Source organism: Pararhodobacter oceanensis, assembly GCF_003076755.1.
GTDB lineage: Bacteria > Pseudomonadota > Alphaproteobacteria > Rhodobacterales > Rhodobacteraceae > Pararhodobacter > Pararhodobacter oceanensis.
Map to the genome: position 1 here is coordinate 43,595 of NZ_QDKM01000004.1, position 23,745 is coordinate 67,339.

Annotated in this window: 20 protein-coding genes; 12 read left to right on the forward strand and 8 right to left on the reverse strand. The window is 64.0% G+C overall.

All coding sequences use genetic code 11. The features are described from left to right. The first annotated feature begins 126 nt into the window (after positions 1–126). The 3 genes from DDE20_RS10260 to DDE20_RS10270 all read left to right on the forward strand — a co-directional run bounded on the left by DDE20_RS10260 (position 127) and on the right by DDE20_RS10270 (position 3,428). The gene (locus tag DDE20_RS10260; RefSeq protein ID WP_116558414.1) at positions 127–2,100 is read left to right on the forward strand and encodes a heme lyase CcmF/NrfE family subunit; all 1,974 of its coding nucleotides are present in this window, start codon (positions 127–129) and stop codon (positions 2,098–2,100) included. 1 nt (position 2,101) lies between these two features. Further along, positions 2,102–2,545, forward strand: coding sequence for a cytochrome c-type biogenesis protein (locus tag DDE20_RS10265; RefSeq protein ID WP_165814486.1), 444 nt, complete (start codon positions 2,102–2,104; stop codon positions 2,543–2,545). Positions 2,546–2,651: 106 nt separating this feature from the next. Continuing rightward, the gene (locus DDE20_RS10270; protein ID WP_116558415.1) at positions 2,652–3,428 is read left to right on the forward strand and encodes an enoyl-CoA hydratase-related protein; all 777 of its coding nucleotides are present in this window, start codon (positions 2,652–2,654) and stop codon (positions 3,426–3,428) included. Positions 3,429–3,432: 4 nt separating this feature from the next. On the opposite strand, the gene DDE20_RS10275 is transcribed toward DDE20_RS10270, so the two are convergent. The 3 genes from DDE20_RS10275 to DDE20_RS10285 all read right to left on the reverse strand — a co-directional run bounded on the left by DDE20_RS10275 (position 3,433) and on the right by DDE20_RS10285 (position 7,948). Next, the gene (locus tag DDE20_RS10275; RefSeq protein WP_116558416.1) at positions 3,433–4,317 is read right to left on the reverse strand and encodes a dimethyl sulfoxide reductase anchor subunit family protein; all 885 of its coding nucleotides are present in this window, start codon (positions 4,315–4,317) and stop codon (positions 3,433–3,435) included. After that, positions 4,317–5,063 (reverse strand): 4Fe-4S dicluster domain-containing protein, encoded by a 747-nt coding sequence (locus DDE20_RS10280; protein ID WP_116558417.1) that lies wholly within the window; start codon positions 5,061–5,063, stop codon positions 4,317–4,319. Before DDE20_RS10280 ends, DDE20_RS10275 begins: the two co-directional genes overlap by 1 nt. Before the next feature lie 71 nt (positions 5,064–5,134). Then, the gene (locus DDE20_RS10285) at positions 5,135–7,948 is read right to left on the reverse strand and encodes a molybdopterin oxidoreductase family protein (protein ID WP_116558418.1); all 2,814 of its coding nucleotides are present in this window, start codon (positions 7,946–7,948) and stop codon (positions 5,135–5,137) included. 234 nt (positions 7,949–8,182) lie between these two features. Between DDE20_RS10285 and clpP the strand changes: the two genes are divergently transcribed. Both clpP and clpX read left to right on the forward strand, forming a co-directional pair. Next, the gene (clpP, locus tag DDE20_RS10290) at positions 8,183–8,812 is read left to right on the forward strand and encodes an ATP-dependent Clp endopeptidase proteolytic subunit ClpP (protein ID WP_116558419.1); all 630 of its coding nucleotides are present in this window, start codon (positions 8,183–8,185) and stop codon (positions 8,810–8,812) included. A 116-nt stretch (positions 8,813–8,928) separates the two neighbouring features. Then, positions 8,929–10,197 carry an ATP-dependent Clp protease ATP-binding subunit ClpX gene (clpX, locus tag DDE20_RS10295; protein WP_116558420.1) on the forward strand — a complete coding sequence of 423 codons (1,269 nt, stop codon included), beginning with the start codon at positions 8,929–8,931 and terminating at the stop codon, positions 10,195–10,197. A 147-nt stretch (positions 10,198–10,344) separates the two neighbouring features. Here the strand turns inward: clpX and DDE20_RS10300 are convergent, their stop codons facing one another. From DDE20_RS10300 to DDE20_RS10315, 4 genes are read right to left on the reverse strand one after another with little or no spacing between them, the layout of a single operon-like run. Then, positions 10,345–11,904, reverse strand: coding sequence for a 5-guanidino-2-oxopentanoate decarboxylase (locus DDE20_RS10300; RefSeq protein WP_116558421.1), 1,560 nt, complete (start codon positions 11,902–11,904; stop codon positions 10,345–10,347). After that, on the reverse strand, positions 11,901–13,079 hold the full coding sequence (locus DDE20_RS10305; RefSeq protein ID WP_116558422.1) for a pyridoxal phosphate-dependent aminotransferase: 1,179 nt from the start codon (positions 13,077–13,079) through the stop codon (positions 11,901–11,903). Before DDE20_RS10305 ends, DDE20_RS10300 begins: the two co-directional genes overlap by 4 nt. 1 nt (position 13,080) lies before the next feature. Further along, positions 13,081–13,707, reverse strand: a complete 627-nt coding sequence (locus DDE20_RS10310; protein ID WP_116558423.1) for a TetR/AcrR family transcriptional regulator — start codon at positions 13,705–13,707, stop codon at positions 13,081–13,083. Then, positions 13,704–14,573, reverse strand: a complete 870-nt coding sequence (locus tag DDE20_RS10315) for a dimethylarginine dimethylaminohydrolase family protein (RefSeq protein WP_116558702.1) — start codon at positions 14,571–14,573, stop codon at positions 13,704–13,706. Before DDE20_RS10315 ends, DDE20_RS10310 begins: the two co-directional genes overlap by 4 nt. Before the next feature lie 169 nt (positions 14,574–14,742). Between DDE20_RS10315 and DDE20_RS10320 the strand changes: the two genes are divergently transcribed. Genes DDE20_RS10320 through DDE20_RS10330 form a run of 3 tightly spaced genes read left to right on the forward strand, consistent with a single transcriptional unit; the run spans position 14,743 to position 17,032 of the window. Then, a complete protein-coding gene (locus DDE20_RS10320) occupies positions 14,743–15,510 on the forward strand; it encodes a transporter substrate-binding domain-containing protein (protein WP_116558424.1) in 768 nt (255 codons plus the stop codon). 2 nt (positions 15,511–15,512) lie between these two features. Further along, positions 15,513–16,262 carry an ABC transporter permease gene (locus tag DDE20_RS10325; protein WP_116558425.1) on the forward strand — a complete coding sequence of 250 codons (750 nt, stop codon included), beginning with the start codon at positions 15,513–15,515 and terminating at the stop codon, positions 16,260–16,262. Further along, entirely contained in the window at positions 16,259–17,032 is a 774-nt protein-coding gene (locus tag DDE20_RS10330) for an ABC transporter permease (protein ID WP_116558426.1), read from the forward strand. The genes DDE20_RS10325 and DDE20_RS10330 overlap by 4 nt, the downstream gene beginning before the upstream one ends. Positions 17,033–17,193: 161 nt before the next feature. Here DDE20_RS10330 and edd read toward each other — a convergent pair whose 3' ends face one another. After that, entirely contained in the window at positions 17,194–18,999 is a 1,806-nt protein-coding gene (gene edd, locus DDE20_RS10335) for a phosphogluconate dehydratase (protein ID WP_116558427.1), read from the reverse strand. Between the two features lie 224 nt (positions 19,000–19,223). Here edd and DDE20_RS10340 point away from each other — a divergent pair, with 224 nt between their 5' ends. From DDE20_RS10340 to DDE20_RS10355, 4 genes are all read left to right on the forward strand, one after another. Beyond that, entirely contained in the window at positions 19,224–19,412 is a 189-nt protein-coding gene (locus tag DDE20_RS10340; RefSeq protein WP_116558428.1) for an RSP_7527 family protein, read from the forward strand. A 161-nt stretch (positions 19,413–19,573) separates the two neighbouring features. After that, positions 19,574–20,812, forward strand: a complete 1,239-nt coding sequence (locus DDE20_RS10345) for an RSP_2647 family RNA methyltransferase (RefSeq protein ID WP_116558429.1) — start codon at positions 19,574–19,576, stop codon at positions 20,810–20,812. A 40-nt stretch (positions 20,813–20,852) separates the two neighbouring features. Further along, positions 20,853–21,365 carry an RSP_2648 family PIN domain-containing protein gene (locus tag DDE20_RS10350; protein ID WP_240607979.1) on the forward strand — a complete coding sequence of 171 codons (513 nt, stop codon included), beginning with the start codon at positions 20,853–20,855 and terminating at the stop codon, positions 21,363–21,365. A gap of 438 nt (positions 21,366–21,803) precedes the next feature. After that, positions 21,804–23,711, forward strand: a complete 1,908-nt coding sequence (locus DDE20_RS10355; protein WP_165814487.1) for a bifunctional helix-turn-helix transcriptional regulator/alpha/beta hydrolase — start codon at positions 21,804–21,806, stop codon at positions 23,709–23,711. The last annotated feature ends 34 nt before the right edge of the window (positions 23,712–23,745 follow it).

Genomic DNA, 23,745 nt, shown 5'->3' on the forward strand with positions numbered 1-23,745 from the left:
GGGTGCTGCGCCCGCGTCACGCCCCCAGCCAGTCACGCCAAAACCACCGGCCCCCGCGCCCTCTGGTCGCAGGCTGGTGGTGCAGATGTGCTTTGCGCGGCGCCGTGTTCGCGGTATATCGGCTCTATGATTATAGAACTCGGACATTACGCCCTTATCCTCGCCTTTGCGGTGTCGATCGTGCAAACTATTGTGCCGCTGGTCGGTGCGCAAAAGGGCTGGGCCGACTGGATGGCCGCCGCCAACCCATTGGCAAGCCTGCAATTTGTGCTGATCGCGCTGTCCTTTGGCGCGCTGACCTATGCCTTTGTGACCTCGGATTTCTCGGTCGCACTGGTGGTCAATAATTCGCATACGCTCAAGCCGATGCTCTATAAAATCTCGGGCGTTTGGGGCAACCATGAGGGCTCGCTGCTGCTTTGGGTGCTGATTGTGGCGCTGTTCGGTGCTTGTGCCGCGTGGTTCGGTGGCAATCTGCCGGTCAGCCTGCAAGCCCGCGTGTTGGCGGTGCAGGGCTCGATTGGCGCCGCTTTCCTGTCCTTCATGCTGCTGACCTCGAACCCGTTTTTGCGCAGCGCCTTCCCGCCCTTTGACGGCACCGATCTAAACCCGTTGCTGCAAGACCCCGGCCTCGCGTTCCATCCGCCGTTTCTCTATCTCGGCTATGTTGGTCTCAGCATGGCGTTCAGCTTTGCCGTCGCCGCCTTGATCGAAGGCAAAGTTGACGCCGCATGGGGCCGCTGGGTGCGCCCATGGACGCTGGCGGCTTGGGTGTTCCTGACCATCGGCATCGCTTTGGGCTCATGGTGGGCGTATTACGAGCTCGGCTGGGGCGGCTTCTGGTTCTGGGATCCGGTCGAGAACGCCAGTTTCATGCCGTGGCTCTTTGCCACCGCGCTCTTGCATTCCGCGATTGTGGTGGAAAAGCGCGAGTCGCTCAAAGCCTGGACCATTCTGCTGGCGATCCTCGGCTTCGGCTTCTCGCTGATGGGCACCTTCATCGTGCGCTCAGGCGTGATCACATCGGTGCATGCCTTCGCCAGCGATCCCGAGCGCGGGGTTTATATTCTGGCGATCTTTGCCTTCTTCACCGGTGGCGCATTAACCCTCTTCGCCCTGCGCGGCGCGGCGCTTGAGGCCAAGGGCGTCTTTGGCCTGATCAGCCGCGAATCCGCGCTGGTGCTCAACAATGTGCTGCTGGCAGTGTCGTCTTTTGTGGTCTTTGTCGGCACCATGTGGCCCTTGGTTTCGGAACTGGCCTTCGGGCGGGTGCTCTCGGTCGGGCCGCCGTTCTTTAACGCCGCCTTTACCCCGTTCATGGTTGCTTTGGCGGTGATCCTGCCGGTGGGCGCAATCCTGCCGTGGAAACGCGGCAACCTGCGCCGCGCGCTGCGCAGCATGTGGGGCGTGGCGCTGTTGGCGATCAGCCTCGGCGCACTGACATGGGTGCTGCAAACCGGCGGCTCGATGCTGGCGCCGATTGGCTTGGCGCTGGGTGTCTGGCTGGTTGCGGGCACGCTCAAGGATCTGTGGATGCGTGGCGGGCGCAATGGTGTGACCGCGCGTCTGCGCCGGATTGCACGGCTGCCGCGCGCCGATTGGGGCAAGGCGCTGGCCCATGGCGGACTGGGCATCACCATTTTTGCGGTCGCGGCCATGATGGGCTGGGCGACCGAGGATATCCGCGTCGCCACCATCGGCCAGAGCTTCGAGCATGGCGGCTATACGATCACCCTGACCGATGTGCGCCGTGAGCAGGGGCCGAATTACGTCACCTCGATGGCTTACGTCGATATACACCGCGACGGCGCTTTGGTCGCGCAGTTGAACCCCGAAAAGCGCGTCTATCCGGCGGCGGGCATGCCGACCACCGAGGCGGCGATTGACTACGGGTTCACCCGCGACCTTTATCTCGCCTTGGGCGATCCGCAGGACGGCGGCGGCTGGGCGCTGCGCACCTATATCAAACCCTTTGCCAATTGGCTCTGGGGCGGGGCGATCATCATGGCTCTGGGCGGGTTGATCTCGCTCACCGACCGGCGCTACCGCGTTGCCGCCGGTGCCCGCAAAGCGCCTGCCAATGCGACACCGGCGGAGTGAGATGATGCGCGCGCTCCTCGTTATCCTCCTGCTCATCGCGACGCCGGTTTTCGCCGTGCAACCCGATGAAATCCTTGACGATCCGGCGCTTGAGGCGCGGGCGCGGGTGATCACCGCCGATCTGCGCTGCGTGGTCTGCCGCAACGAAAGCGTCGACGATTCCAACGCCGAGATTGCCCGCGATATCCGCCTGATGGTGCGCGAACGGCTGGTCGCGGGCGACAGCAACGCCGAGGCGATCCAGTATATGGTCGATCGCTACGGCGAGTTCATCCTGCTCAATCCGCGCATCACTGGCACCAATCTACTGCTCTGGCTGGCCGGTCCGGCGCTCCTGCTGACCGGTCTTTTGGTCGCCGTGATCAGCCTGCGGCGGCGGCGGGTGACCGAGGAGCCGCTGAGCGAAGCCGAAGAGGCGCGACTGGCGCAATTGCTCGACGAGTGACCTTTTCACGTGAGAATTCCCATGTGACGCGAGGTTGTCCCTAGGCGGAGCGGGTGACCGGCAGGTAAGCTGCGCGCAACACCCATGCGGCGCGAAGGAATTAACGATGATTTACACCACCCTCACGGTGACCGAAGACAACGGCATTGGCCTGATCGTGATGAACAGGCCAACCCTGATGAACGCGCTCAACACGCAGATGCGCGCCGAGATCACCGCCGCGGTGCGTGATCTGGGCCAGCGGATGCGGGTGCTGGTGCTCACTGGCGAGGGGCGGGCGTTTTGCTCGGGCCAGGATCTGGGCGATGGCGCTTCGGTTAATGACCTCGATCTGGGGCGGATATTGCGCGAGGAATACGAGCCGATGCTGCGCGCGATCTATGACTGTCCGGTGCCGGTGATCGCGGCGGTGAACGGCGCCGCGGCAGGCGCGGGGGCCAATCTGGCGCTGGCGGCAGATGTGGTGATTGCCACGCAATCGGCGGTGTTCCTGCAGGCCTTCTCGCGCATCGGGCTGATCCCCGACGCCGGCGGCACCTATTGGCTGCCGCGTCTGGTCGGTTTTGCCCGCGCCATGGGGCAGGCGCTGTTTGCCGATAAGGTGACCGCCGATGAGGCGGTCGAGCAAGGTCTGATCTGGGCCTCGATCCCCGACGACAAATTTGACGCGGAATGGCGCGCGCGGGCCGAGCAACTGGCCAGTGGCCCGACACTGGCTTACGGCGCGATCAAAAAGGCGCTGCGCGGCAGTCTGGTGAACGATCTGGAAACCCAACTGGATGTCGAGGCGCAGCTGCAAGGTGAGGTCGGCAAGAGCCGCGATTTCCTTGAGGGCGTGATGGCATTTCTTGAAAAGCGCCCCGCGAAATTCGAGGGGCGCTGAACGCTCAGGCAGATTGATGCGCGCCGTAGTACAGGCCGACGACATGTTCGGCCTGTGCGAAAAACAGCCAGCGTGCGGTGAACATGCCCAGCGTATGGATCACCGTCGCGGCGACCAGCGCGGTGATCGACATCGGTGCGATCCACAGCATGAGCGACGGCACGAGGCAGGCCAGCACCAAGGTTAACACCCGCAGCACCAGCGCGTGTTTGCGCCCGACCACATAGACCATCTCGCGCAGCAGATAATTCTGCCCCGTATGCGGTGGCTCGAACTGCCGCACCGCACCGCGCGCACCCAGTCCGGTGGCGCTGCCGAGCGTCGTGCCGCTTTTGACAAACTGCCGGTCGCCCAGCAGCCAGTTCGCCACCAGTGTCAGCGCCAGCCACGCCAGCAGCAATTGCGCGGCCATCACCATGCCGGTGAGCAGCGCGCCACCGGTCAGCGCCGCAAGGATAAAGACCGCCGGACCCGACCAATGATTCCAACGGGGTATGCTGCGCAGTTGCGCGTAGATCATCGCCGTCGCCAGCACGGTCTGCAGGCAAAGCACGCCGCCGATCACGCCAAATCCGACCAAAGGCTGGCCGAAGAACACCAGCCCCGCGGCATGCGGCGCGATGAACAAAAGTGCCGCCACTGCCAGCACCGCCTCCCGCGAGAGCCAACTGGTGCGCCATTGGCTGAAGGCTTTGAGCGCGCGTTCGGGACGGCCAAGGTGAAAGGCCGAAGCCGCCAACCCGATCAGGATTAACGCATAGCCCAACCCGAACCAGAAAAACGCCGCCCAGCCGGTCGGCATCGCCACGCCCAGCCCGAGAAAGGCCAAGAGGCCAAGCCCGAGACCCGAGAGCACCGAAAACGCGATGATAGAGGGGGCGGGATGCATCAGAACCTCGACAATGTGCGGTCGATCCAGCCCAGAAAGCCGTCCAGACCGTCGGTGGATGGGTCCGCCGCCATCGCGGGCGCGCCCTTCGCCGCCAGCGCGTCGCGGTTGCGCGGCGGCAGGTATTTGTTGACCGGTCTGGTGCCTTGCTCGGGCATCAGGTCAAATCCGCCGCGTTCGGCGACCAATTGCGAGACCGCGCTGCTCTCATCGCCGAGGTCGCCGAAATGCCGCGCGCCGGCGGGGCATGTGCGCACGCAACTGGGCACGCGGTCTTCCTCGGGCAGGTTCTCGTTGTAAATCCGGTCCACACAGAGCGTGCATTTCTTCATCACACCCGCCAGCGCATCCATCTCGCGCGCGCCATAAGGACAGGCCCAGGCGCAGAGCCCGCAGCCGATGCAATCCTGCTCGTTGACCAAGACGATCCCGTCCTCGACGCGCTTGAAACTGGCGCCGGTGGGGCAGACGGTGACACAGGGCGCATCCTCGCAATGCAGGCAGGATTTGGGGAAATGCACCACCATCGGGGCTGCATCCGCCGGCACCACTTCGTAGCTGTGAATACGGTTAAGAAATGTGCCCTCGGGGTCGGCGCCGTAAGCATCCGTATCGGAGAGCGGCGCGCCGTAATTCTCGGTGTTCCAGCCTTTGCAGGAGACCACACAGGCGTGGCAGCCGACGCAGGTATCAAGGTCGATGACAAGGCCGAGCTTGCGCTCGGTCGATTGTGGCAGGGCGGTCATAGGAGGGCCTCGGCGCGGCGAGGATAGCGGGCGAAGAGTTGAGTATTTTTGGCAAGATGAAGCCGCATGATCTATGCCCCCGATCTGTGGGAAGTTTGCAAAGCGACGGTTTCGGGACCGCTGCCCACCGGTGAGGCTTGCGGCGGATGCGCGGGTTCCGAGGGGCCATGGGCGGGGGCTTTCTCGATGCGCACGCGCAGGTCGAACCACGCCGCCTGACCGGTGACGGGATCGGAGTTGCTCCAGCGTAACCCATCGCCTTTCTCGGGATGAAGTTCGCTGATCAAATGGTTGAGCAGGAAGCCTTTTTCAGCCTCGGGCGCGTCGTTCTCCAGCGCCCAAGCGCCGCGTCTTTTGCCGATCGCGTTCCATGTCCAGACGGTGTGATCATTGAGCGCTTCCATCCGCGCGACGGGGAGTTTGATGCGCCCGTTGGGTGAGGTGAGATAGGCCCAGTCGCCATCGGCAAACCCGTGATCGCGCCAGATCTTGCCCGAGACATAGAGCGGGTTGAGGCCGTGGATTTGTCGCAACCACGCGTTCTGGCTGCCCCAGGAATGATACATCGCCGCGGGGCGCTGGGTCAGCGCGTGCAGGGGGTATTCTGCCTCATCCTGCTCGTCGGTCAGCGGCGGATACCAGATCGGCAGCGGGTCGAGCGTGTCCTTGATCCGCCTGCGTAGATGCTCGGGCGGTTGGCGCTCACCGTAACCTTCGGCGGCGCGCTGGAATTTGCGCAGCGGCTCGAGATAAAGGTTAAAGATATAGGGCGCGGGCGCGTCATAAATCCCGCGCTCGACCGCCCACTCCTGATAGGCGGCGTTCCACGGTTTGAAGAATTGCGCCTCTTCGGGGATATGCGCCGAGAAAAACCCGCCGTTGTCGATATAGCGCTGCAATTGCGCAGGATTCGGTGCCCCGCGTCCCGCGCCCGTGCCATCGCCGCGCCAGCCGGCCAGCGGTCCGACCCCGGGGCGGCGTTGGTGGTTGGTGATATAGTCGGCGTAATCGGCGAATTTTGCGCTGCCGTCCTCATTGACCATGCCGGGCAGGCCGAGGCGCGCGCCGAGGTCCAAGAGCACCGACTGAAACCCGCGCACATCCCGGTCGGGCGTGACCACCGGCCAGCGGATCGCGTCATTCATACTGTCCGGCTCGCCAATCGGGCGATCTAGCAGGCTGATGCAATCATGGCGCTCAAGATAGGTGGTGTCGGGCAGGATCAGATCGGCGTAGGCCACCATTTCCGAGGAATAGGCATCGGAATAGAGGATATTCGGGATCACATAGTCGCCGTTTTCATCCGTGTCGGTGAGCATGCGCATCACCTCGGAGGTGTTCATCGTCGAGTTCCACGCCATATTCGCCATATAGAGAAACAGCGTGTCGATCTTATAGGGATCACCGGCATGGGCATTGGAGATCACCATATGCATCATGCCATGCGCGGAGAGCGGGTTCTCCCAAGTGAAGGCCTTGTCGATGCGTTTGGCGCTGCCATCATCGTTGATCAGCAGGTCTTCGGGCCCCATCGGATAGCCCAGATGCGGGCCATCAAGCGGTTTGCCGGGGGTTACGCCGGCGTGGGGTTTGGGATGCGCCTCGGGCGGTTTGGGGTAGGGCGGTTTGAAACGGTAACCGCCGGGCACCTCGACCGAGCCGAGCAGGATTTGCAGCATATGCAGGGCGCGCGCGGTCTGGAAGCCGTTAGAATGGGCGCTGATCCCGCGCATCGCATGGAAGCTGACCGGGCGGCCGGTCATGGTCTCATGACGCTGCCCGCGAAAGTCTGTCCATGGCTGGTTTAGGGTGATTTCCTCTTCAAAGGCCACGCGGGCGATCTCGGCGGCCACCGCGCGGATGGTATCGGCGGGAATGCCGCAGCGCTCGGCGACGGCGTCGGGGGCATAAGAGGGGTCAAGATAGCGCTCGGCCATCAGGCGCAGCACGGTCTTATGGCCCGCGTGCTCGGCGGCGGGGGCCGGATCGACCCCCTCGGCATCCCACGCCACGGGGGCGCCGCTGCGCCGGTCCAGAACCATTGGCGTGCCGGTGTCATCGCGCAGGAATAATCCCTTTTCCGGTCCCTCATCGCCGCGCACCAGATAGGCGGCATTGGTGTAGCGGGTCAGATAATCGAGGTCGATTTTACCAGCGCGAAACAACTCATGCACGATCGCCAGTATCAACAACCCGTCGGTGCCCGGGGTGACGCCGAGCCAATCGTCGGCCACCGCATTATAGCCGGTGCGCACCGGATTGACCGCGATCACCCGCGCGCCGCGGGCTTTCAGGCGACCGATGCCCATTTTGATCGGGTTGCTGTCATGATCCTCGGCGACGCCAAACAGCATGAACAGCTTGGTGCGCTCCCAATCAGGCTGGCCGAACTCCCAAAACGCGCCGCCCATGGTATAGATACCGCCCGCCGCCATATTGACGCTGCAAAACCCGCCGTGGGCGGCGTAATTGGGCGTGCCGTAAGCCTGCGCCCACCAGCCGGTGAGGCTTTGGGATTGATCGCGGCCGGTGAAAAACGCCAGCTTTTCAGGTGCTTCCTCGCGCAGGGGTTTGAGCCATGAGACCGCTTGCTCCAGCGCCTCTTCCCATGAAATTTCTTCAAATTCCCCCGACCCACGCGGCCCCACGCGGCGCAACGGCGCCCGCAATCGCGCCGGGCTCAGGTGCTGCATGATCCCCGCCGAGCCCTTGGCGCACAGCACGCCTTTGTTGACCGGATGGTCGCGGTTGCCCTCGATATAGGCGACCTCGTCGCCCTTCATATGCACGTTGATGCCGCAGCGGCAGGCGCACATATAGCAGGTGGTCTGGCGGATCTCATCCGAGACCGCAGGCGACAGGTCGGTGGCGGGTTGGCTGGTCATGGCTATCTCTCCCGCTCCCTTTGCAGGGAGGCTCCTCGGGACCAGTCAAATCGTTCTAAAGGCGAAAGTCCAGCCGGTTGCAGAGGCAAAAATATGGCCGGAATGGCCGCGATGACCCCGCGTCGGAAAAAACCTGCGCGCCGCGCCCTTGCAGGGGTCTGACCGGCGGGCTAAGTCTGGGGCAAGGATTTACACCTAGCGTGGGACCACCCGCGAGAACATAAGGCCCGAGCGATGCAAGATCCCATTGAAACCTACATGAACCTTGTCCCGATGGTTGTCGAACAAACCAGCCGGGGTGAGCGTGCCTATGACATCTTTTCCCGCTTGCTCAAAGAGCGGATCATTTTTGTCACCGGCCCGGTCCACGACGGCATGGCAAGCCTGATTGTCGCGCAGCTTCTGCATCTTGAGGCGGAGAACCCGTCGAAAGAAATCTCCATGTATATCAACTCGCCCGGTGGCGTGGTGACGGCGGGGATGTCGATCTACGACACCATGCAGTATATCAAACCGAAGATTTCGACGCTGGTCGTCGGGCAGGCGGCCTCGATGGGCTCGCTGTTGCTGGCGGCAGGCGAAAAGGGCATGCGGTTCTCGCTGCCCAACAGCCGGATCATGGTCCACCAGCCCTCGGGCGGGTTCCAGGGGCAGGCGACGGATATTTCGATCCACGCCCGCGAGATCCTCGAATTGCGCGACCGGCTGAACAATATCTACGTCAAACACACCGGCCAGACCCTCAAGAAAGTCGAGGCAGCGCTCGAGCGGGATAACTTCATGACCGCCGAAGCCGCCAAAGACTGGGGTTTGATCGACGAGATCGTCGAAAGCCGTGGCAAGGACGAAACCGCTGAGAGCTGAGGTGGCACATGAGCGGGGCGCGGCGATTTGGCATTGTCCTCGCTTTCATGCTAGCCTAACCTTTGCACCAAAGGCCCGTGAGAAGGCCCGAACCGAACGCGAGCACGAGGTGTCTAATGGCCAACACAACTGGCAATGACAGCAAAAACACGTTGTATTGTTCCTTCTGCGGCAAAAGCCAGCATGAGGTTCGAAAGCTGATCGCGGGTCCAACCGTTTTCATTTGTGATGAATGCGTTGAACTTTGCATGGACATCATCCGCGAGGAAACCAAAGGCTCCGGTTTCAAGGCGACGGATGGGGTGCCGACACCGGCAGATATCTGCAAGGTGCTGGACGATTATGTGATCGGGCAAGAGCGCGCCAAACGGGTGCTCTCGGTGGCGGTGCACAACCACTATAAACGGCTGAATTTCTCGGCGGCGGATGGCAAATCCGGCGAGGTGGAACTGTCAAAATCCAACATCCTGTTGATCGGCCCCACCGGCTGCGGCAAGACATTGCTGGCGCAGACGCTGGCGCGGATTTTGGACGTGCCCTTCACCATGGCCGATGCCACAACCCTGACCGAAGCGGGCTATGTCGGCGAGGATGTCGAGAATATCATCCTCAAGCTGCTGCAAGCCTCGGAATATAACGTCGAGCGGGCGCAGCGCGGCATCGTCTATATTGACGAAGTCGACAAGATCACCCGCAAGTCCGACAACCCGTCGATCACCCGCGATGTCTCGGGCGAGGGGGTGCAGCAAGCACTCCTCAAGCTGATGGAAGGCACGGTTGCCTCGGTGCCGCCTCAGGGCGGGCGCAAGCATCCGCAGCAGGAATTCCTGCAGGTGGACACCACCAACATCCTGTTCATCTGCGGCGGCGCTTTTGCCGGTCTCGAAAAGATCATCGCGATGCGCAACAAGGGTTCGGCGATCGGGTTCGGCGCGGACGTCAAGGACGACACCCAGCGCACGATCGGGGAATCGCTGACCGAGTTGGAGCCCGAGGATCTGCTGAAGTTCGGCCTGATCCCCGAGTTTGTTGGCCGTCTGCCGGTGATCGCGACGCTCACCGATCTTGATGAGGACGCTCTGGTCACGATCCTGAGCGAACCGAAGAACGCGCTGGTCAAACAGTACCAGCGTCTGTTCGAGATCGAGGGCGCCGAGCTCAGCTTCACCGAGGATGCGCTGCGCGCAATCTCGCGCCGTGCCATTCTGCGCAAGACCGGTGCACGCGGGCTGCGCTCGATCATGGAGGACATCCTGCTCGACACGATGTTCGACCTGCCGGGGCTCGAGAATATCGAAGAGGTTGTGGTCAATGAAGAGGCGGTGACCTCGGGTGCACGGCCGCTGTTGATCTATACCGATAGCAAGGCGCAGAACGCCTCGTAAGCGATCTGTGGATATCTGACAATAAAACACCCCGAAGCGCATGCTTCGGGGTGTTTTATTCTGTGGGTCTGATAAGTGGCGCTACAAGATCGGGGATTTCGCCAAACGACAGACGTTTTAATGTCTGACATTTTGGCGCCCGTCACGCTACCCGAAATCCACCACCCTCGGACGTTCTACCTCAATCAACCGCGGACCTTTGCCGCTGGCGATCAGCTCCGGCAGTTCCGAATCCGAGCAGATATCGAACCGCAGCCCCGAGGCCTTGGCCAGCGCCTCCATATCCGGCGGTGTCGGCGTGCAGCCCAGCACCTCGGCGCCCGCATCCAGCATCGATTGCGCGATCTCGCCGTAGCCGTGGTTGTTGAAGACGACGAAAGTGATATCGAGATCCTCGTCGCGCGCGGTGCGCAATTCGCCGGGATGGAACATCAGCCCGCCATCTCCGGTCAAGCAGATCACCCGCCGGTCGGGCGCGGCAAATGCGGCACCAATGGCGGCACCGGTGGCGAACCCCAGCGCGCCGTAACCGGTGGCGGCGTTGAACCAACCACCCGGTGCGTCATGGCTGTAATAGAGGTTTCCGGCATAGATAATCTGCGTCGAATCGCCGACCATGATCGCATTCGGCACCCGATCCCGCAGCGCTTCCAACAGGCGGATATCGGATTGATAGGGCGCGTCCAATTCGGCAAAAGCGGCAGTGCGGGTCTTTGCCGCACGCGCGGCGCCATCGGCCACAGGTCGCGGCGGCGCCAGTTTCGGCAGGATCGCTGCGACATCCGCCTGTAGGGTCAGCGCCGCGCTATGGCGGGCGAGTTGCGCGCCGTCGATATCAATGCGGATCAGGCTTTGATGCGGGATTTCAAAGCTGCCGGTGCCGTAGACATCATAATCCGTCGGGCCCAATTCCGACCCCGCCACCAGCACCAGATCGGCGCCGTCAATCAGCGCGCGCACCGGCGGCAGGCTGGCGCTGGCCGGCACCGCCAGCGGGTGGTTATGCATGAGGCCACGTGCATTGGCGGTCAACACCACCGGCGCGCCCATCGCCTCGGCCAGCGCCTGCAATTCGGCACCGGCTTTGCGGCAGCCGCCACCGGCAAGGATCACCGGCGCTTTCGCCATGCGGATACGGCCAAGCGCTTTGGCCGGGTCCGGCAGTGAGGGCGCAGGTGCGGCCAAGGGCACGGTCGCGGGGGCGGGTTTGTCCATCAGGTCCAAGGGGATTTGCACATGCACCGGCCCGCCGCGCCCCGTGGTCAGGGCACGGCCAGCATGCGAGAGAATACCGGGCAGGGCCTTCGGGTCCTCGAGATGCAGCGCCGGACCCAGCACCCGCGTCAGCGCGCGCTGGTCGGGCAGCTCATGCAGATGCCCCATGCCGCGGCCCAAAGTCTGCCGCTGGTTCACGCCCGAGATCACCAGCATCGGGCTGCTGTCGGCGCGGGCCTGTGCCATCGGCGTCAGCATATTGGTCACGCCGGGACCGGTGATCACCAAGGCCACGCCAAACCGCCCCGAAGCGCGCGCATAGCCATCGGCCATAAACCCCGCGCCCCCCTCATGGCGTGGTGTCACGTGGTGAATGCCGGAGCCGGGCAGCGCGCGATAAAGCTCAATCGTATGCACGCCGGGGATCCCGAACACGACCTCCACGCCCATGGATTTCAGCCATTCTACAAGGGTTTGCGCGACGCTCTTCATGTGCTCTGTTCTTCGGCAAAGGCGCGGATGCGCGTGCAGGCTTCGATGGTGTCCGCGTCCGAGGCATTGAGCGCCAAGCGCAGCCAGCCCTCAAGCGCTTCACCAAAGGATGCTCCGGGCATAACCGCAACATTGGCGGTTTCCAAGAGTTTTAGCGCAAAATCAAGGGAGTCCATGGAAATCGCCCGAATGTCGATCAGCGCGAACATCCCGGCCTCGGGGAGGGAAACATGCAAATTCGCTTGATTATCAAGCGTGTCGCGGACGATCCTCGCGCGGTTTGCCATCCGTGCCGCCATCTCGCGGGCCAGTATAGGCGGCTCGGCCACCGCCTGCGCGGTCATATCGGCGATGAAGGGTTGCGAGCCGAAAAGCATGGTTTCCGAGAGTGGCAGGGCGCGTTCGATGAAATGCGCGGGGCCGGTGATCCAGCCCGAGCGAAACCCCGGCGCGGCGTGGCTTTTCGAGATCGAAGCGGCGGCAATCGTGCGCTCTTCATAGGCGGGATCGGCCAGCGCCGAGGTAAAGGCGCGGTGGTCATGGGTGAGGTCGCCGTAGACCTCGTCGGAGAGGATCCAGAGGTCGTGTTTCTTCGCCACTTCGCCGATTGCACTCAGGTCGTCCTGCTGCAGGATCGCGCCGGTCGGATTATGCGGGGTGTTGAGAAAAATCACACGAGTCCGGGGGGTTATCGAGGATTCAATATCGCTGGCCTGAATTTTGAACCCGTTCTCGGGGCGCAAGGTCACCGGCACCGGCGTCGCGCCTGAGGAGCGGATCAACCCCTCATAGGTCGCATACATCGGATCGCCGATAATCACCTCGGTCCCCGTCTCGCATAGCGTATGCAGCACCAGATAGAGCGCGGTCTGGGTGCCGGGCAAGCACATGAAGCGCTCGGGGCCAATCGGACGGCCGAGCCGCTCGGTATAGCGTTCCGAGAGCGCCGCCAGCAGCCGCGCTTCGCCCTGTCCGTTGGAATAGCCGGTGCGACCAGCGCGCATCGCCTCGCAGGCGGCCTCGATCAGTGCGTCAGGGGTGGCGACATCAGGCTCGCCAATCGTCAGATTGATCACCTTTTCCCCCGCCGCGATGCGTTTTTGCGCTGCGTTATGGAGCGTCCATTTGTCCGATCCCAGACCCGCCAATTGCTGGGTGACTGCCGCGAATTTCATGTTAGACCTCAGGGAGTTCGAGTTTAAGAAGGCGTGAGAAGGCATTGATAGCGATAGACTTTAACTGATCTGGTGTGAAGGCGTCGGGCAGCGCGCCGGCTTCGATCCATAGCCCGTCCAAAAGCGCGTTACCGGCAATCGCGAGGGTCTGCGCCTGCTCGACCGGCTGGCCGCTATGCGCCAATGCCTCGGTGATCATCCGCTGCAAGAGGTCGCGAAACTCCAGATAGGTTTCGCGGTGCACCGCGCGCATTTTCGCATCCCGCGGCACCAGTTGCATCGAGGCCGCCCAGAGCGCAACCGTGCGCGGATCGGTGACCGGCGGCGAGACCGCATTGGCCAGAAACACACTCAGCCGCGCCAAGGGATCGTCGGGTAGGTCCTCAAGCCGTTCGGCGCTGGCCTCGGTTAGCCCGCTCATCAGGTGTTGATGCGCGGCCGCGATCAGGTCCTCTTTGGTGGCGAAGTAATGGCGGATCAGCCCCGGTGTGACCCCCGCCCGCGTCGCAATCGCGCGGACGGTGGCAGCCTGCGGGCCGCCCTCGGCGATCAGGTCCAGCGTTGCCGCGATCAGATCTGCGCGCCGCGTCTGCGCGCCCGCATGCACAAAGCGGCGCCGCGTGGTCATGCGCGCAAGACGGGGCGCGTCAGGCAGGTCGGCCCGCCTTCGCACGCGATGCAGAGCGCGTCGCCCTCAAAGACCTGCACGCGGCAGCCATGCGCCTCCATCAGCGCGCGGGTGCGCGGGAAGCCATCGACCATCACCACATCCTTGGGCGTGAGCATCAGCACATTCAGGCTCAGCCCGTTCGAGGCGGTGAATTCATCCTCGGGCGCGTGCAGCAGGGTCCAGCCGCGCTTGGTTAACTCCTGCCACATAGCATAGGGCAGGAGTGGCGCGTGGATCAGCGCCATCTTCGGGGCCAAGGGCGAGATCAGCGACATCAGATGCAGGCAGGCCGAAGGGCCGGTCCAATAGGGCAGGTCATAGGCGACCACTTGGATGCCATGCGGGGTCAGGATATCGCGCAGCGCCTCGATCCCCTGTTGGTTGCTGCGCGCGCCGCGCCCGACCGCTAGCGTCACCGGATCGATCCACACCAGATCACCGGATTCGATCTGCTGATCGCCGGTCAACTGCCCGATCACCGGCACGCCGAGCGCCGCGTAGGCGTCGAGATGCAGCGCAGGTTCGGCTTTGCGCAGGGCTTTACCCATGTTCAACACCACTGCACCGGCGCGGGTGACGAAAGAGGTGTCCTGCACGAACATCGCATCCGCCAGCCCGTCATCGTCGGAGGGCAGCCAATGGATCTCGGCGCCGGAATTGGTAACGATTTCCGCCAGTTCGGCGTGTTGGCGTTGCGCGCGTTCGGGGTTGAACTGCGGCCCATAGTGCCATTCGGTGGGGTCGGCCTTGGCCAGTGCCGGACCGGGGACGCGCATGATCACGCGCTTGAGGGGATGGGTTCGGTCTTCTGCACCAAAGGTCATATCGCGCGGTTCCGATCTGGAAAAGTTGCTGTCCGGGTAATTATACATTTGCATAATTACGCAGATCATGGCCTTCTACAAGCACCAAAAACAGGTGCAATGCTGGCGGTCACTGCTTAGGCTGGTGTCCAATCGGCGAGATAATGCGCCGTAACAACAGGAGAGACTGATGAAGAAATTCTTGATGCTGGGCTGCGCGGCGATGGCCTTGACGGTGGGGTCGGCGCAGGCCGATGTGGTGCGCGTGGGCATCGCCGCCGAGCCCTATCCGCCCTTCACTGCGCCGGATTCGGCGGGCAATTGGGTTGGCTGGGAGGTCGAGATCATCGACGCGGTCTGCGCCGCCGCCGAGTTGGAATGCGAGTTGACCCCGACCGCATGGGACGGGATCATTCCGGCGCTGCTATCGGGGCGGATCGATACGATCATGGCTTCGATGTCGATCACCGAAGACCGGCTGCAAACCATTGATTTCTCGGACCCTTATTACAACACCCCGACGGTGATTGTGGGCCAGCGCGACATGGAAATGGACGCTACGCCCGAGGGTCTGTCCGGTATGGTGATCGGGGTGCAGGTCTCGACGATCCACCAGACCTATGCGCAGACCTATTTCGAAGAGGGCAGCGAGTTGCGCACCTATCAGACGCAGGATGAGGCCAATCAGGATCTGGCCTCGGGGCGGATCGACGCGACGCAGGCCGATAGTCTGGCGCTTGATGATTTCCTCGGCACCGAAGCGGGCGCCTGCTGCGAGATCAAGGGCACCGTGGCGATGGACGAATCGATCCTTGGCTCGGGTGTCGGCGCCGGTGTGCGCAAGGGTGACGACGAGTTGCGCGAGGCGCTGAACGCCGGGATCGCCGCGATCCTGGCCGATGGCACCTATGACGAGATCACCGCGCGCTATTTCGCGACCTCGATCTACGGCCAGTAGGTTTGCTCGACTGGCTATTCCAGACCTGGCCGGGGCTCGAAGCCTCGGCCGCATTATTGTCGCTCGAGCCTCCGGGGTGGGGCGGCAATCTTTTGCGCGGGGCGCTGAATTCGGTGATTATCGCACTGGGGGCATTCACCCTTGGCTGTGTGATCGGGATATTCGGCGCTCTGGGCAAGCTCAGCGGCGGGCCGGTGACGCGCGATCTGCTGTCGATCTATACCACCGTGGTGCGGGCGGTGCCGGAACTGGTGCTGATCCTGCTATTGTATTACGCGGGCACCGATCTGTTGAACCAGTTTCTGCGCCTGCTGGGTTACCGGCCGATCGAGATTTCGGGGCTGGCGGCGGGGATCGGCGTGTTGGGCATCGTGCAAGGCGCCTATGCCACCGAAGTGCTGCGCGGGGCGATCCAATCGGTGCAGCGCGGCCAGACCGAGGCGGCGCGGGCTTTTGGGATGACCCCGTTCCAGACCTTCCGCCGGATCACCTTTCCCGCAATGCTGCCTTTGGCGCTGCCGGGCCTGTCGAACCTCTGGCTGATTGCCACCAAGGACACCGCTTTATTGGCAATTGTCGGGTTCTCAGAACTGACCCTAGAGACACGGCAGGCGGCTGGCTCGACACGGGCCTATTTCACATTTTTCCTCGCTGCTGGCGCGCTTTACCTGATCATGACATTGGTCTCGGGGCGGATATTTGGCTGGATTGAAGCGCGCTACCGGCGCGGGCAGGCGGGGGCGCGCGCATGATCCGCGATTGGGTCTCGCCACACCGCATCGGGCTGCTGCTGGTGGCACTGGGCGTGGTGATCTGGGCCGCGGTCAGCATGCGTTGGGACTGGATCCCGCGTTACGCCGGTCTCGGGCTTGAGGGCATCTGGCGCACGCTTTGGCTGCTGGCGCTGTCCCTGTTGATCGGCGGCGCGCTGGCGGTGCCTTTGGGGCTGGCGCAGGCGGCGGGGCCGGCGTTTCTGGCGCTGCCCGCGCGCTGGTTTTGCACGGTGATCCGTGGCACGCCGCTACTCTTGCAACTCTGGCTGATCTATTTCGGCCTCGGCAGCCTGTTCCCGCAATTCCCCTCCATCCGGCAATCCGAGCTTTGGCCCTATCTGCGCCAGGCCTGGCCCTATGCGCTGCTGGCGTTGAGCCTGAGCTATGCGGGCTATGAGGGCGAGGTGATGCGCGGCGCGTTCAAATCGGTGCCGCAGGGGCAGTTGGAGGCGGGGCGAGCATTCGGGCTCAGCCGTTTCGCCGTGCTGCGCCGGATCTGGCTGCCGCAGGCGCTGGCGCGGGCGCTGCCGACGCTGGGCGGTGAGGCGATTTTGCAGCTGAAAGCGACACCGCTGGTCGCCACGATCACGGTTATCGAGATCTACGCGGTGGCCAGTCGGGTGCGGCAGGATACGTTTATCATTTACGAGCCGCTGTTACTTTTGGCGCTGATTTATATGGCGATTGCGGGGGTGATCGCGCTGGGGTTTCGCTGGCTGGAGCGGCGGTTTACCCGCGGGTTGGGGTAGGGTGGATTGGTAGGGCGCTCTCTGGGGGCGGCGCTCTTCGGGGGCGGATGCCCCCTCATCGCGCCGGAGGTTTTCGGACCGCAGCCGACCGGGCGGGTTTTCCACCCGCCCGGACCCACCCGAGGATATTTACCGCATAAAGTGGGCGGGATGCGGCGCGCCTAGAACAGGATCGAGGCGCCCTCGGTGGCATCCGTGGCATGGCCGCGCAGTTGCGCGAAAAGCTCGCGCCCACAGCCCCAGTTGTTGCTCTCCAAGTCGATGGTTTCCGCCGCGCGCGCGGTGAAATCCTCGGCCAGCACCTCGAGCGTGCCATTGGTGGCATCAAGCCGCATGAGATCGCCATCGCGCAACTTGGCAATCGGACCCCCGGCGGCGGCCTCGGGCGCGAGATGGATCGCGGCGGGCACTTTGCCCGAGGCGCCGGACATCCGCCCGTCGGTGACCAGCGCGACCTTGAGGCCGCGGTCTTGCAGCACCGCGAGCACCGGCGTCAGGCTGTGCAACTCGGGCATGCCATTGGCGCGCGGGCCCTGAAAGCGCACCACAACAACAGTGTCTTCGGTGAATTCGCCGTTGCGAAACGCGGTTTTCACCGCCTCTTGATCGCTGAACACCCGCGCCTTGGCCTCGATGATATGGCGGGAGGGATCGACAGCGGAGGTTTTGATCACCCCGCGCCCCAGATTGCCCGAAAGCTGCGTCAGCCCGCCGTGGGGCTGGAACGGATCGTGGCTGGGGCGCAGGATCTTGGCGTTGAGCGTCTCGCGCGGCCCGTCCTCCCATGTCAGCGCACCACCTTTGAGTTTCGGCTCTTGCGCGTAATGGGCGAGGCCCGTGCCAACGATGGTTTCGGTGTCGGGGTGCAACAGTCCCGCGTCGAGCAGATCGCCGATCAGATAGGCGAGGCCACCGGCGGCGTGGAAATGGTTCACATCCGCCAGCCCGTTGGGATAGACTTTCGCCATCAGGGGCACCGCCTTGGCGATATCCTCGAAATCCTCGAGATCCAGATGGATCCCCGCCGCCCGCGCCATCGCTGGCAGATGCAGCACCAGATTGGTCGAACCGCCGGTCGCCATTAGCCCGACGATGCCGTTCACAAAGGCGCGCTCGTCGAGGATATGGCCAATCGGGCGCCAGTCGTCGCCAAGATGGGTGATAGAGGCCGCCCGCGCCACCGCCGCGCTGGTCAGCGCATCGCGCAGAGGCGTGCCCGGGTTGACGAAAGCGGCGCCGGGCAGGTGTAGCCCCATGAACTCCATCAGCATCTGGTTGGTATTGGCGGTGCCGTAGAAGGTGCAGGTGCCGGGGCCGTGATAGGAGGCCATCTCGGCCTCCATCAGCTCGGCGCGGGTGGCTTGCCCGGCGGCAAAGGCTTGGCGCACCTTGGCTTTCTGGTCATTGGGCAGGCCCGAGACCATCGGCCCGGCGGGCACAAACACCGCCGGCACATGGCCGAAACTGGCGGCGGCGATGATCAGACCGGGGACGATCTTGTCGCAGACGCCCAGCCAGAGCCCCGCGTCAAAACAGTCATGCGACATCGCCACGCCCGCGGCCAAGGCAATCGCATCGCGCGACATCAGCGACAGTTCCATCCCCGCGCGGCCCTGCGTGACCCCGTCGCACATCGCCGGAACCCCGCCCGCGACTTGTGCCGTGGCGCCCGCCGCGCGCGCCGCCTCGCGGATCAACTGCGGGTAGGTCTCGAACGGCTGATGCGCCGAGAGCATATCGTTATAGGCGGTGACAATGCCGAGATTGGGCGCGCGGTCCGCGGCCAGCGCAGATTTATCGGCGCCGGTGGCCGCATAGGCATGCGCCGCATTCGAGCACGACAGATGCGCCCGCGCCGGACCCTGATCGGCGGCGCGCTGGATACGCGCGAGATAGGCGGCGCGGCTGGTCGCTGAGCGCGTGATAATCCGTTGGGTGACAGATTGGATGCGGGGATCAAGGGACATGGCGGGCCTTTGCAGGTTCGAGTGGCAACACGGGGTCGTCTTGGGGCGGTTGCCGCCGCTATAGCGCGTTAACGCTAACACTTCAAGCTTGCGGCGAGCAATGCGTCTGGTGCAACTCGGCTCTGTCCTGGCTGGGGCTTTAAACCTGCTGCAACGCAGCATAGGTATGTTGCGAACGCGGCACAGAGGGTTTTCTGCGCCATTCAAGTGAAAGGACGAGAGACATGATCTATAGACATCAAACCGTTGCCGGTATGGACATGATGGAAATCGAGCGTCAGGCACGTGCCCTGCAAGCTCAAGCAATGCGCGATATGTTCCGCGCTTTGGGTCGTTCCATCAGCGCCCTGTTCGGTCGCAGCGCCCCTGCCAAAAGCAATTCGGTTGGCACTGCTGCACCAACTTCGGCCTAAGGTCAAGGCCTTGGCCGAAGGTGGCGGCTGACGCCGACTGCGGGTAAACCCGCGAATGCCCCGCCCCGGTTGATCCGGCGCGGGGTTTTTTAACGCTTTGGACTATCGCAACTGGCTGCAGAGCGGTATCTGGAGGGCCACACGCAAAGAGAGTTATCGTCATGACCCCCGCCGAGACACCCGAGACCGCCGCCGAAACCACCGATACCCGAGCCCGCCCGACCGTGCGCCTGCGCCCCAAGGCCGAGGCGCGCGCGATCCGCCATGGTTTCCCTTGGGTCTATGCCGATGAACTGGTGCTGGACCGGCGCACACAGGCGCTGGCGCCGGGGACGCTGGCGGTGCTCGAGGATGCCGACCGCAAGCCGATGGGCTTGGTGACGGTGAACCCGCTGTCGAAGATTGTCGCGCGGATGCTGGACCGTAACCCGGAGGCGCAGATTGACGTGGCGTGGCTGACCGCGCGGCTCTCCCATGCGTTGACGATGCGCGAGACGCTCTATGACGCGCCGTTTTACCGGCTGGTGCATGCCGAGGCGGACGGGCTGCCGGGGGTGATCATCGACCGTTTCGGCGACACCGCCGTCATCCAGCCCAATGCGGCTTGGGCCGAGGCGCATCTCGACGCGCTGCAAGAGGCGCTGGTGGCGGTGACCGGCGTGCAGGTGATCGTCAAGAACGGCGCGGGACGGGCGCGACAGTTGGAAGGTCTGGTCGAGGAAACCACGGTTCTGAGCGGCGCGCCCCAAGGGCCGGTGCCGGTGCAGATGAACGGCGCCACCTATATGGCGGATGTGCTGGGCGGGCAGAAAACCGGTCTGTTCTTTGACCAGCGCGACAACCACGCCTTTGCCGCGCGTCTGGGCCGCGGCGGGCGGGTGCTGGACATGTTCAGCCATGTCGGCGGTTTCGGACTGGCGGCGCTGGCGGCGGGGGCGAGTTCGGCGCTGGCCGTCGATGGCTCGGAGCCTGCGTTGAAATTGGCGCAGCAGGGCGCCGAGGCGATGGGCATGGCGGGGCAATTCGAGACGCGGCAGGGCGATGCCTTTGATGCGCTCGAGGCCTTGGGCAATGAGGGCGCGCAGTTCGAGCTGGTGGTCTGCGATCCGCCAGCGTTTGCGCCGAACCGCAAGGCGCTGGACGCCGGTCTGCGCGCCTATGAGCGCATCGCGCGTCTGGCCGCGCCCTTGGTGGCGCCGGGCGGCTATCTGGTGCTCTGCTCTTGCTCGCATGCCGCCGATCTGGCGCAGTTTCGCAACTCCAGCGCGCGCGGCATCGGCCGTGGCGGGCGGCGGGCGCAGTTGATCCACACCGGTTTTGCCGGACCGGATCACCCGATGCTGCCGCAACTGGCCGAAAGCGGCTATCTCAAGGCGCTGGTGTTCCGGCTGAATGGCTGAGGGCGCGGCGGAGGGTCAACCGAGGACCGAGGGACCGCGGGTGTTTCTCGACACCTGCGTGTTATTCCCGCCGATCCTGCGTGATTTCCTGCTGGGATTGGCGGATGCGGGGCTGTTTATGCCGCTCTGGTCGCAGAGCGTGCTGGCCGAATGGTTGCATGTGACCGCGCGCAAGGGCGAGGCGGGCGCGCCCGAGGCGATCGCCAGAATAACCGCGCGATGGCCCGAGGCGATGGCCCCCGACGGTGCGCCCGAGCTCCTGGACTTGCCCGACGCGGGTGACACCCATGTTTTGGCCGCCGCGATTGCGGGGCAGGCGGATATTCTGCTGACCCTCAACCTGCGCGACTTCCCGAAATGGGCCACGGCGCCACAGGGCATCCATGCACAAGCGCCCGATCCCTTTGTCATGGATCTGTGGTTGCAGGACGCGATACGCGTCGAAGGGCAGGTGGTGCGGGTCTGGCCCGCACTCGAGGGCCGCCCGCTGCGCAATGCGCTCAAACGCGCGCGTCTGCCGCGGCTGGGCAAGGCGCTGGAACAGGGCGGCTGAGCCTCGTGAGCGCGAATGTCAGGCGGAAAACGAGCAAAACCGATCCGCAACGGACCGGCCTTGACCTCGCTCCAGCCCTCGGCACAAACGCCAAGCCCGGAGGAAAATGCTCGACAAGCCCGTGTGGTGCGCTTTGATCAGCTATGTAACCCCCCGGCCAAATCTCGGGTCTCAACAGGACCGTCGACAGGGCCGCAGCTTGCTGGCGACACCACACGTCTTGCCGAAAACAGCGAACTAGAAAGTGTAGGTCAGTAGATACCTGACCCTACGCAAGGATTCGTTTGGCGGCTTCACCCATATGGGTTAAACTCTGGACGGAAGGCACGAAAAGACGTATCTAAAATAGTTCTTTTCCGGGGACAGCTGGCCAGAATGGGCAACCGCGACGACAGCACCGAGCCACCACAGCCGGCCTCTGGCGCGGTGTCTTCAAGAATGCCGGATGTCGTGCATGATGCGCCACCTGAAGTGCGGACTGAGACGCGGCGCAGCCATGGCGCCGATGCGCTGGCTGCAGATCACGAGGAAAGCGCCGAGGTTGATGGTGAGGCTGGCGGGCTTGATCCCGACCGCGCGCGTCTGATCGGCAGCATCTATGAAGTGGTGCTGCACCCCGAGCATTTCGATGATTTCATCCTTGATTGGGCCGGCTATATCGAACAGGCGGCGCGGCGGCTGGATGCCCTGCAGCTTGCCGATGGCCAAAGCGCGCATCTGCTTGATGACCCCACCGTGGTGGCGCATTTCCAGCGCGCGTTCTCGCTGTTCGAGCGGATGGGGCGCGGGGATGAACCGCCGATCCTGCACAGCGGCGCCGATCTGCCGCTCATGCGGCTTGAGCGGGGCGGCGCGGTCTCGCAAATCACCCCGCGGGCGAAACTGCTGTTCGGGCGCGCGCCCGATCTTGCGGCGATCTGCGAGGCGCTGGAATATGACAGCGCCCAGCGGCTGCACGGGTTTCTGTCCAGTTTCGAGCGCGCGCCAGCCTCGGGCCGTTTTGCCGTCCTGTCGCTGGCCAAAGCTCCTGATCCCGGCACCGCGGCCCCCGATAACGCGGGTAACTCCATCGGCGATACCCCCGCCAGTGATACCCTTCCCGGCGGCGGCCTCCTCGGGGTGATCACCCGCCGCAACCCCGATGGCGACGGGTTTATCGTCGAACTTCTCTCGCTCTCGATCCATTGGAGCCCGGCGCTGGCGCAGATCCTCGCTGATGCCTTCCATCTGACTCCGCGCGAGATTGAACTCCTGCGCGAACTCACCATGGGCGGCGATCTTCCGGCGATTGCGCAGCGTATGGAGCGCTCGCTCAACACCCTGCGCGCGCAACTCAAATCGATCTTTGCCAAGACCCGCACCAATGCGCAGGCCGAGCTGATGCGGCTGGTCTCGGTCTTGGTGATGCACGGGCCGAACGCGCAGACCCCCGCCGAACCTTTGGCGCAAAGCGGGCGCGAGCTGCGCGTTGATCTGGGTGACGGGCGCTTCATGCCGGTGCATGTCGCGGGGCCCGAGGACGGGCTGCCGGTGGTCTTTATCCACGGGATGCTCGAAGGGCTGGGCATCCTGCGCCATATCGAGCCTTATCTCATCGCCGCCGGCCTGCGGCTGATCGCACCGGTGCGCAGCAACTTCGGGCAGGCGATGGCCGATCCGCGTATCCGCGAGGCACCGGCGCAATTCGCCAAAGACCTCTGCGCGGTGCTACGCGCGCTGGAGGTGCCGCGCTGCGTGATCTGCGGACATATGGCGGGCGGGCTTTATGCCTATGCGGCGGCAGGGCGGCTGCGCGAGGTGGTCGCGGGGATCGTCAATGTCGCGGGCTGCGTGCCGATCAAATCCATCGAGCAATTCGCCGCGATGACCCCGCGCCAGCGCGCCATCGCCTATACCGCGCGCTTTGCACCGGCGCTTTTGCCCGCGGTGCTGCGCGCCGGCATCGCGCGGATCGACAGCCGCGATGTCAAAGCCTTTATGGAGCCGCTTTATCCCGCAGGCTATGCCGACCGCAAAACCATCGGCAACCCGCGCACCGCCGCGGCGATGATCGACGGCTACCGCTTTACCGTGGCGCAGGGGCCGACCGCCTTCCAGATCGACGCTTGGCATGTGACCCGCGACTGGTCGGCTTTGGTGGCGCAAAGCGACTGCCCTCTGCTGTTGATCCATGGCACCCGCGATCCGGCGGTCAGTTTCGACAGTGTCGCCGCTTTCGCCGCCGCCACGCCGCGTGCCAATCTGCAAGAGAAAACCGGCGACGGGCAATTGTTGTTCTATAGCCAGCCCGCAGCGGTGGTCAGCGCCATTGCCCGTTTCGCACGACACTGCCTTGAGCCGGGCTAGCCGTGGCAGGGGGCCTGATGGGGCCGGGAATAAC

Bases quoted from the DNA above. Each gene is read 5' to 3' on its own strand.
- DDE20_RS10305 (WP_116558422.1), bottom strand. From the start codon at position 13,079: ATGAAATTCGCGGCAGTCACCCAGCAATTGGCGGGTCTGGGATCGGAC.
- DDE20_RS10330 (WP_116558426.1), top strand. From the start codon at position 16,259: ATGATCCGCGATTGGGTCTCGCCACACCGCATCGGGCTGCTGCTGGTG.
- DDE20_RS10320 (WP_116558424.1), top strand. From the start codon at position 14,743: ATGAAGAAATTCTTGATGCTGGGCTGCGCGGCGATGGCCTTGACGGTG.
- DDE20_RS10270 (WP_116558415.1), top strand. From the start codon at position 2,652: ATGATTTACACCACCCTCACGGTGACCGAAGACAACGGCATTGGCCTG.
- DDE20_RS10340 (WP_116558428.1), top strand. From the start codon at position 19,224: ATGATCTATAGACATCAAACCGTTGCCGGTATGGACATGATGGAAATC.
- DDE20_RS10345 (WP_116558429.1), top strand. From the start codon at position 19,574: ATGACCCCCGCCGAGACACCCGAGACCGCCGCCGAAACCACCGATACC.
- edd (WP_116558427.1), bottom strand. From the start codon at position 18,999: ATGTCCCTTGATCCCCGCATCCAATCTGTCACCCAACGGATTATCACG.
- DDE20_RS10285 (WP_116558418.1), bottom strand. From the start codon at position 7,948: ATGACCAGCCAACCCGCCACCGACCTGTCGCCTGCGGTCTCGGATGAG.
- clpP (WP_116558419.1), top strand. From the start codon at position 8,183: ATGCAAGATCCCATTGAAACCTACATGAACCTTGTCCCGATGGTTGTC.
- DDE20_RS10260 (WP_116558414.1), top strand. From the start codon at position 127: ATGATTATAGAACTCGGACATTACGCCCTTATCCTCGCCTTTGCGGTG.
- DDE20_RS10300 (WP_116558421.1), bottom strand. From the start codon at position 11,904: ATGAAGAGCGTCGCGCAAACCCTTGTAGAATGGCTGAAATCCATGGGC.
- clpX (WP_116558420.1), top strand. From the start codon at position 8,929: ATGGCCAACACAACTGGCAATGACAGCAAAAACACGTTGTATTGTTCC.
- DDE20_RS10315 (WP_116558702.1), bottom strand. From the start codon at position 14,573: ATGACCTTTGGTGCAGAAGACCGAACCCATCCCCTCAAGCGCGTGATC.
- DDE20_RS10275 (WP_116558416.1), bottom strand. From the start codon at position 4,317: ATGCATCCCGCCCCCTCTATCATCGCGTTTTCGGTGCTCTCGGGTCTC.
- DDE20_RS10355 (WP_165814487.1), top strand. From the start codon at position 21,804: ATGCCGGATGTCGTGCATGATGCGCCACCTGAAGTGCGGACTGAGACG.
- DDE20_RS10280 (WP_116558417.1), bottom strand. From the start codon at position 5,063: ATGACCGCCCTGCCACAATCGACCGAGCGCAAGCTCGGCCTTGTCATC.
- DDE20_RS10265 (WP_165814486.1), top strand. From the start codon at position 2,102: ATGATGCGCGCGCTCCTCGTTATCCTCCTGCTCATCGCGACGCCGGTT.
- DDE20_RS10310 (WP_116558423.1), bottom strand. From the start codon at position 13,707: ATGACCACGCGGCGCCGCTTTGTGCATGCGGGCGCGCAGACGCGGCGC.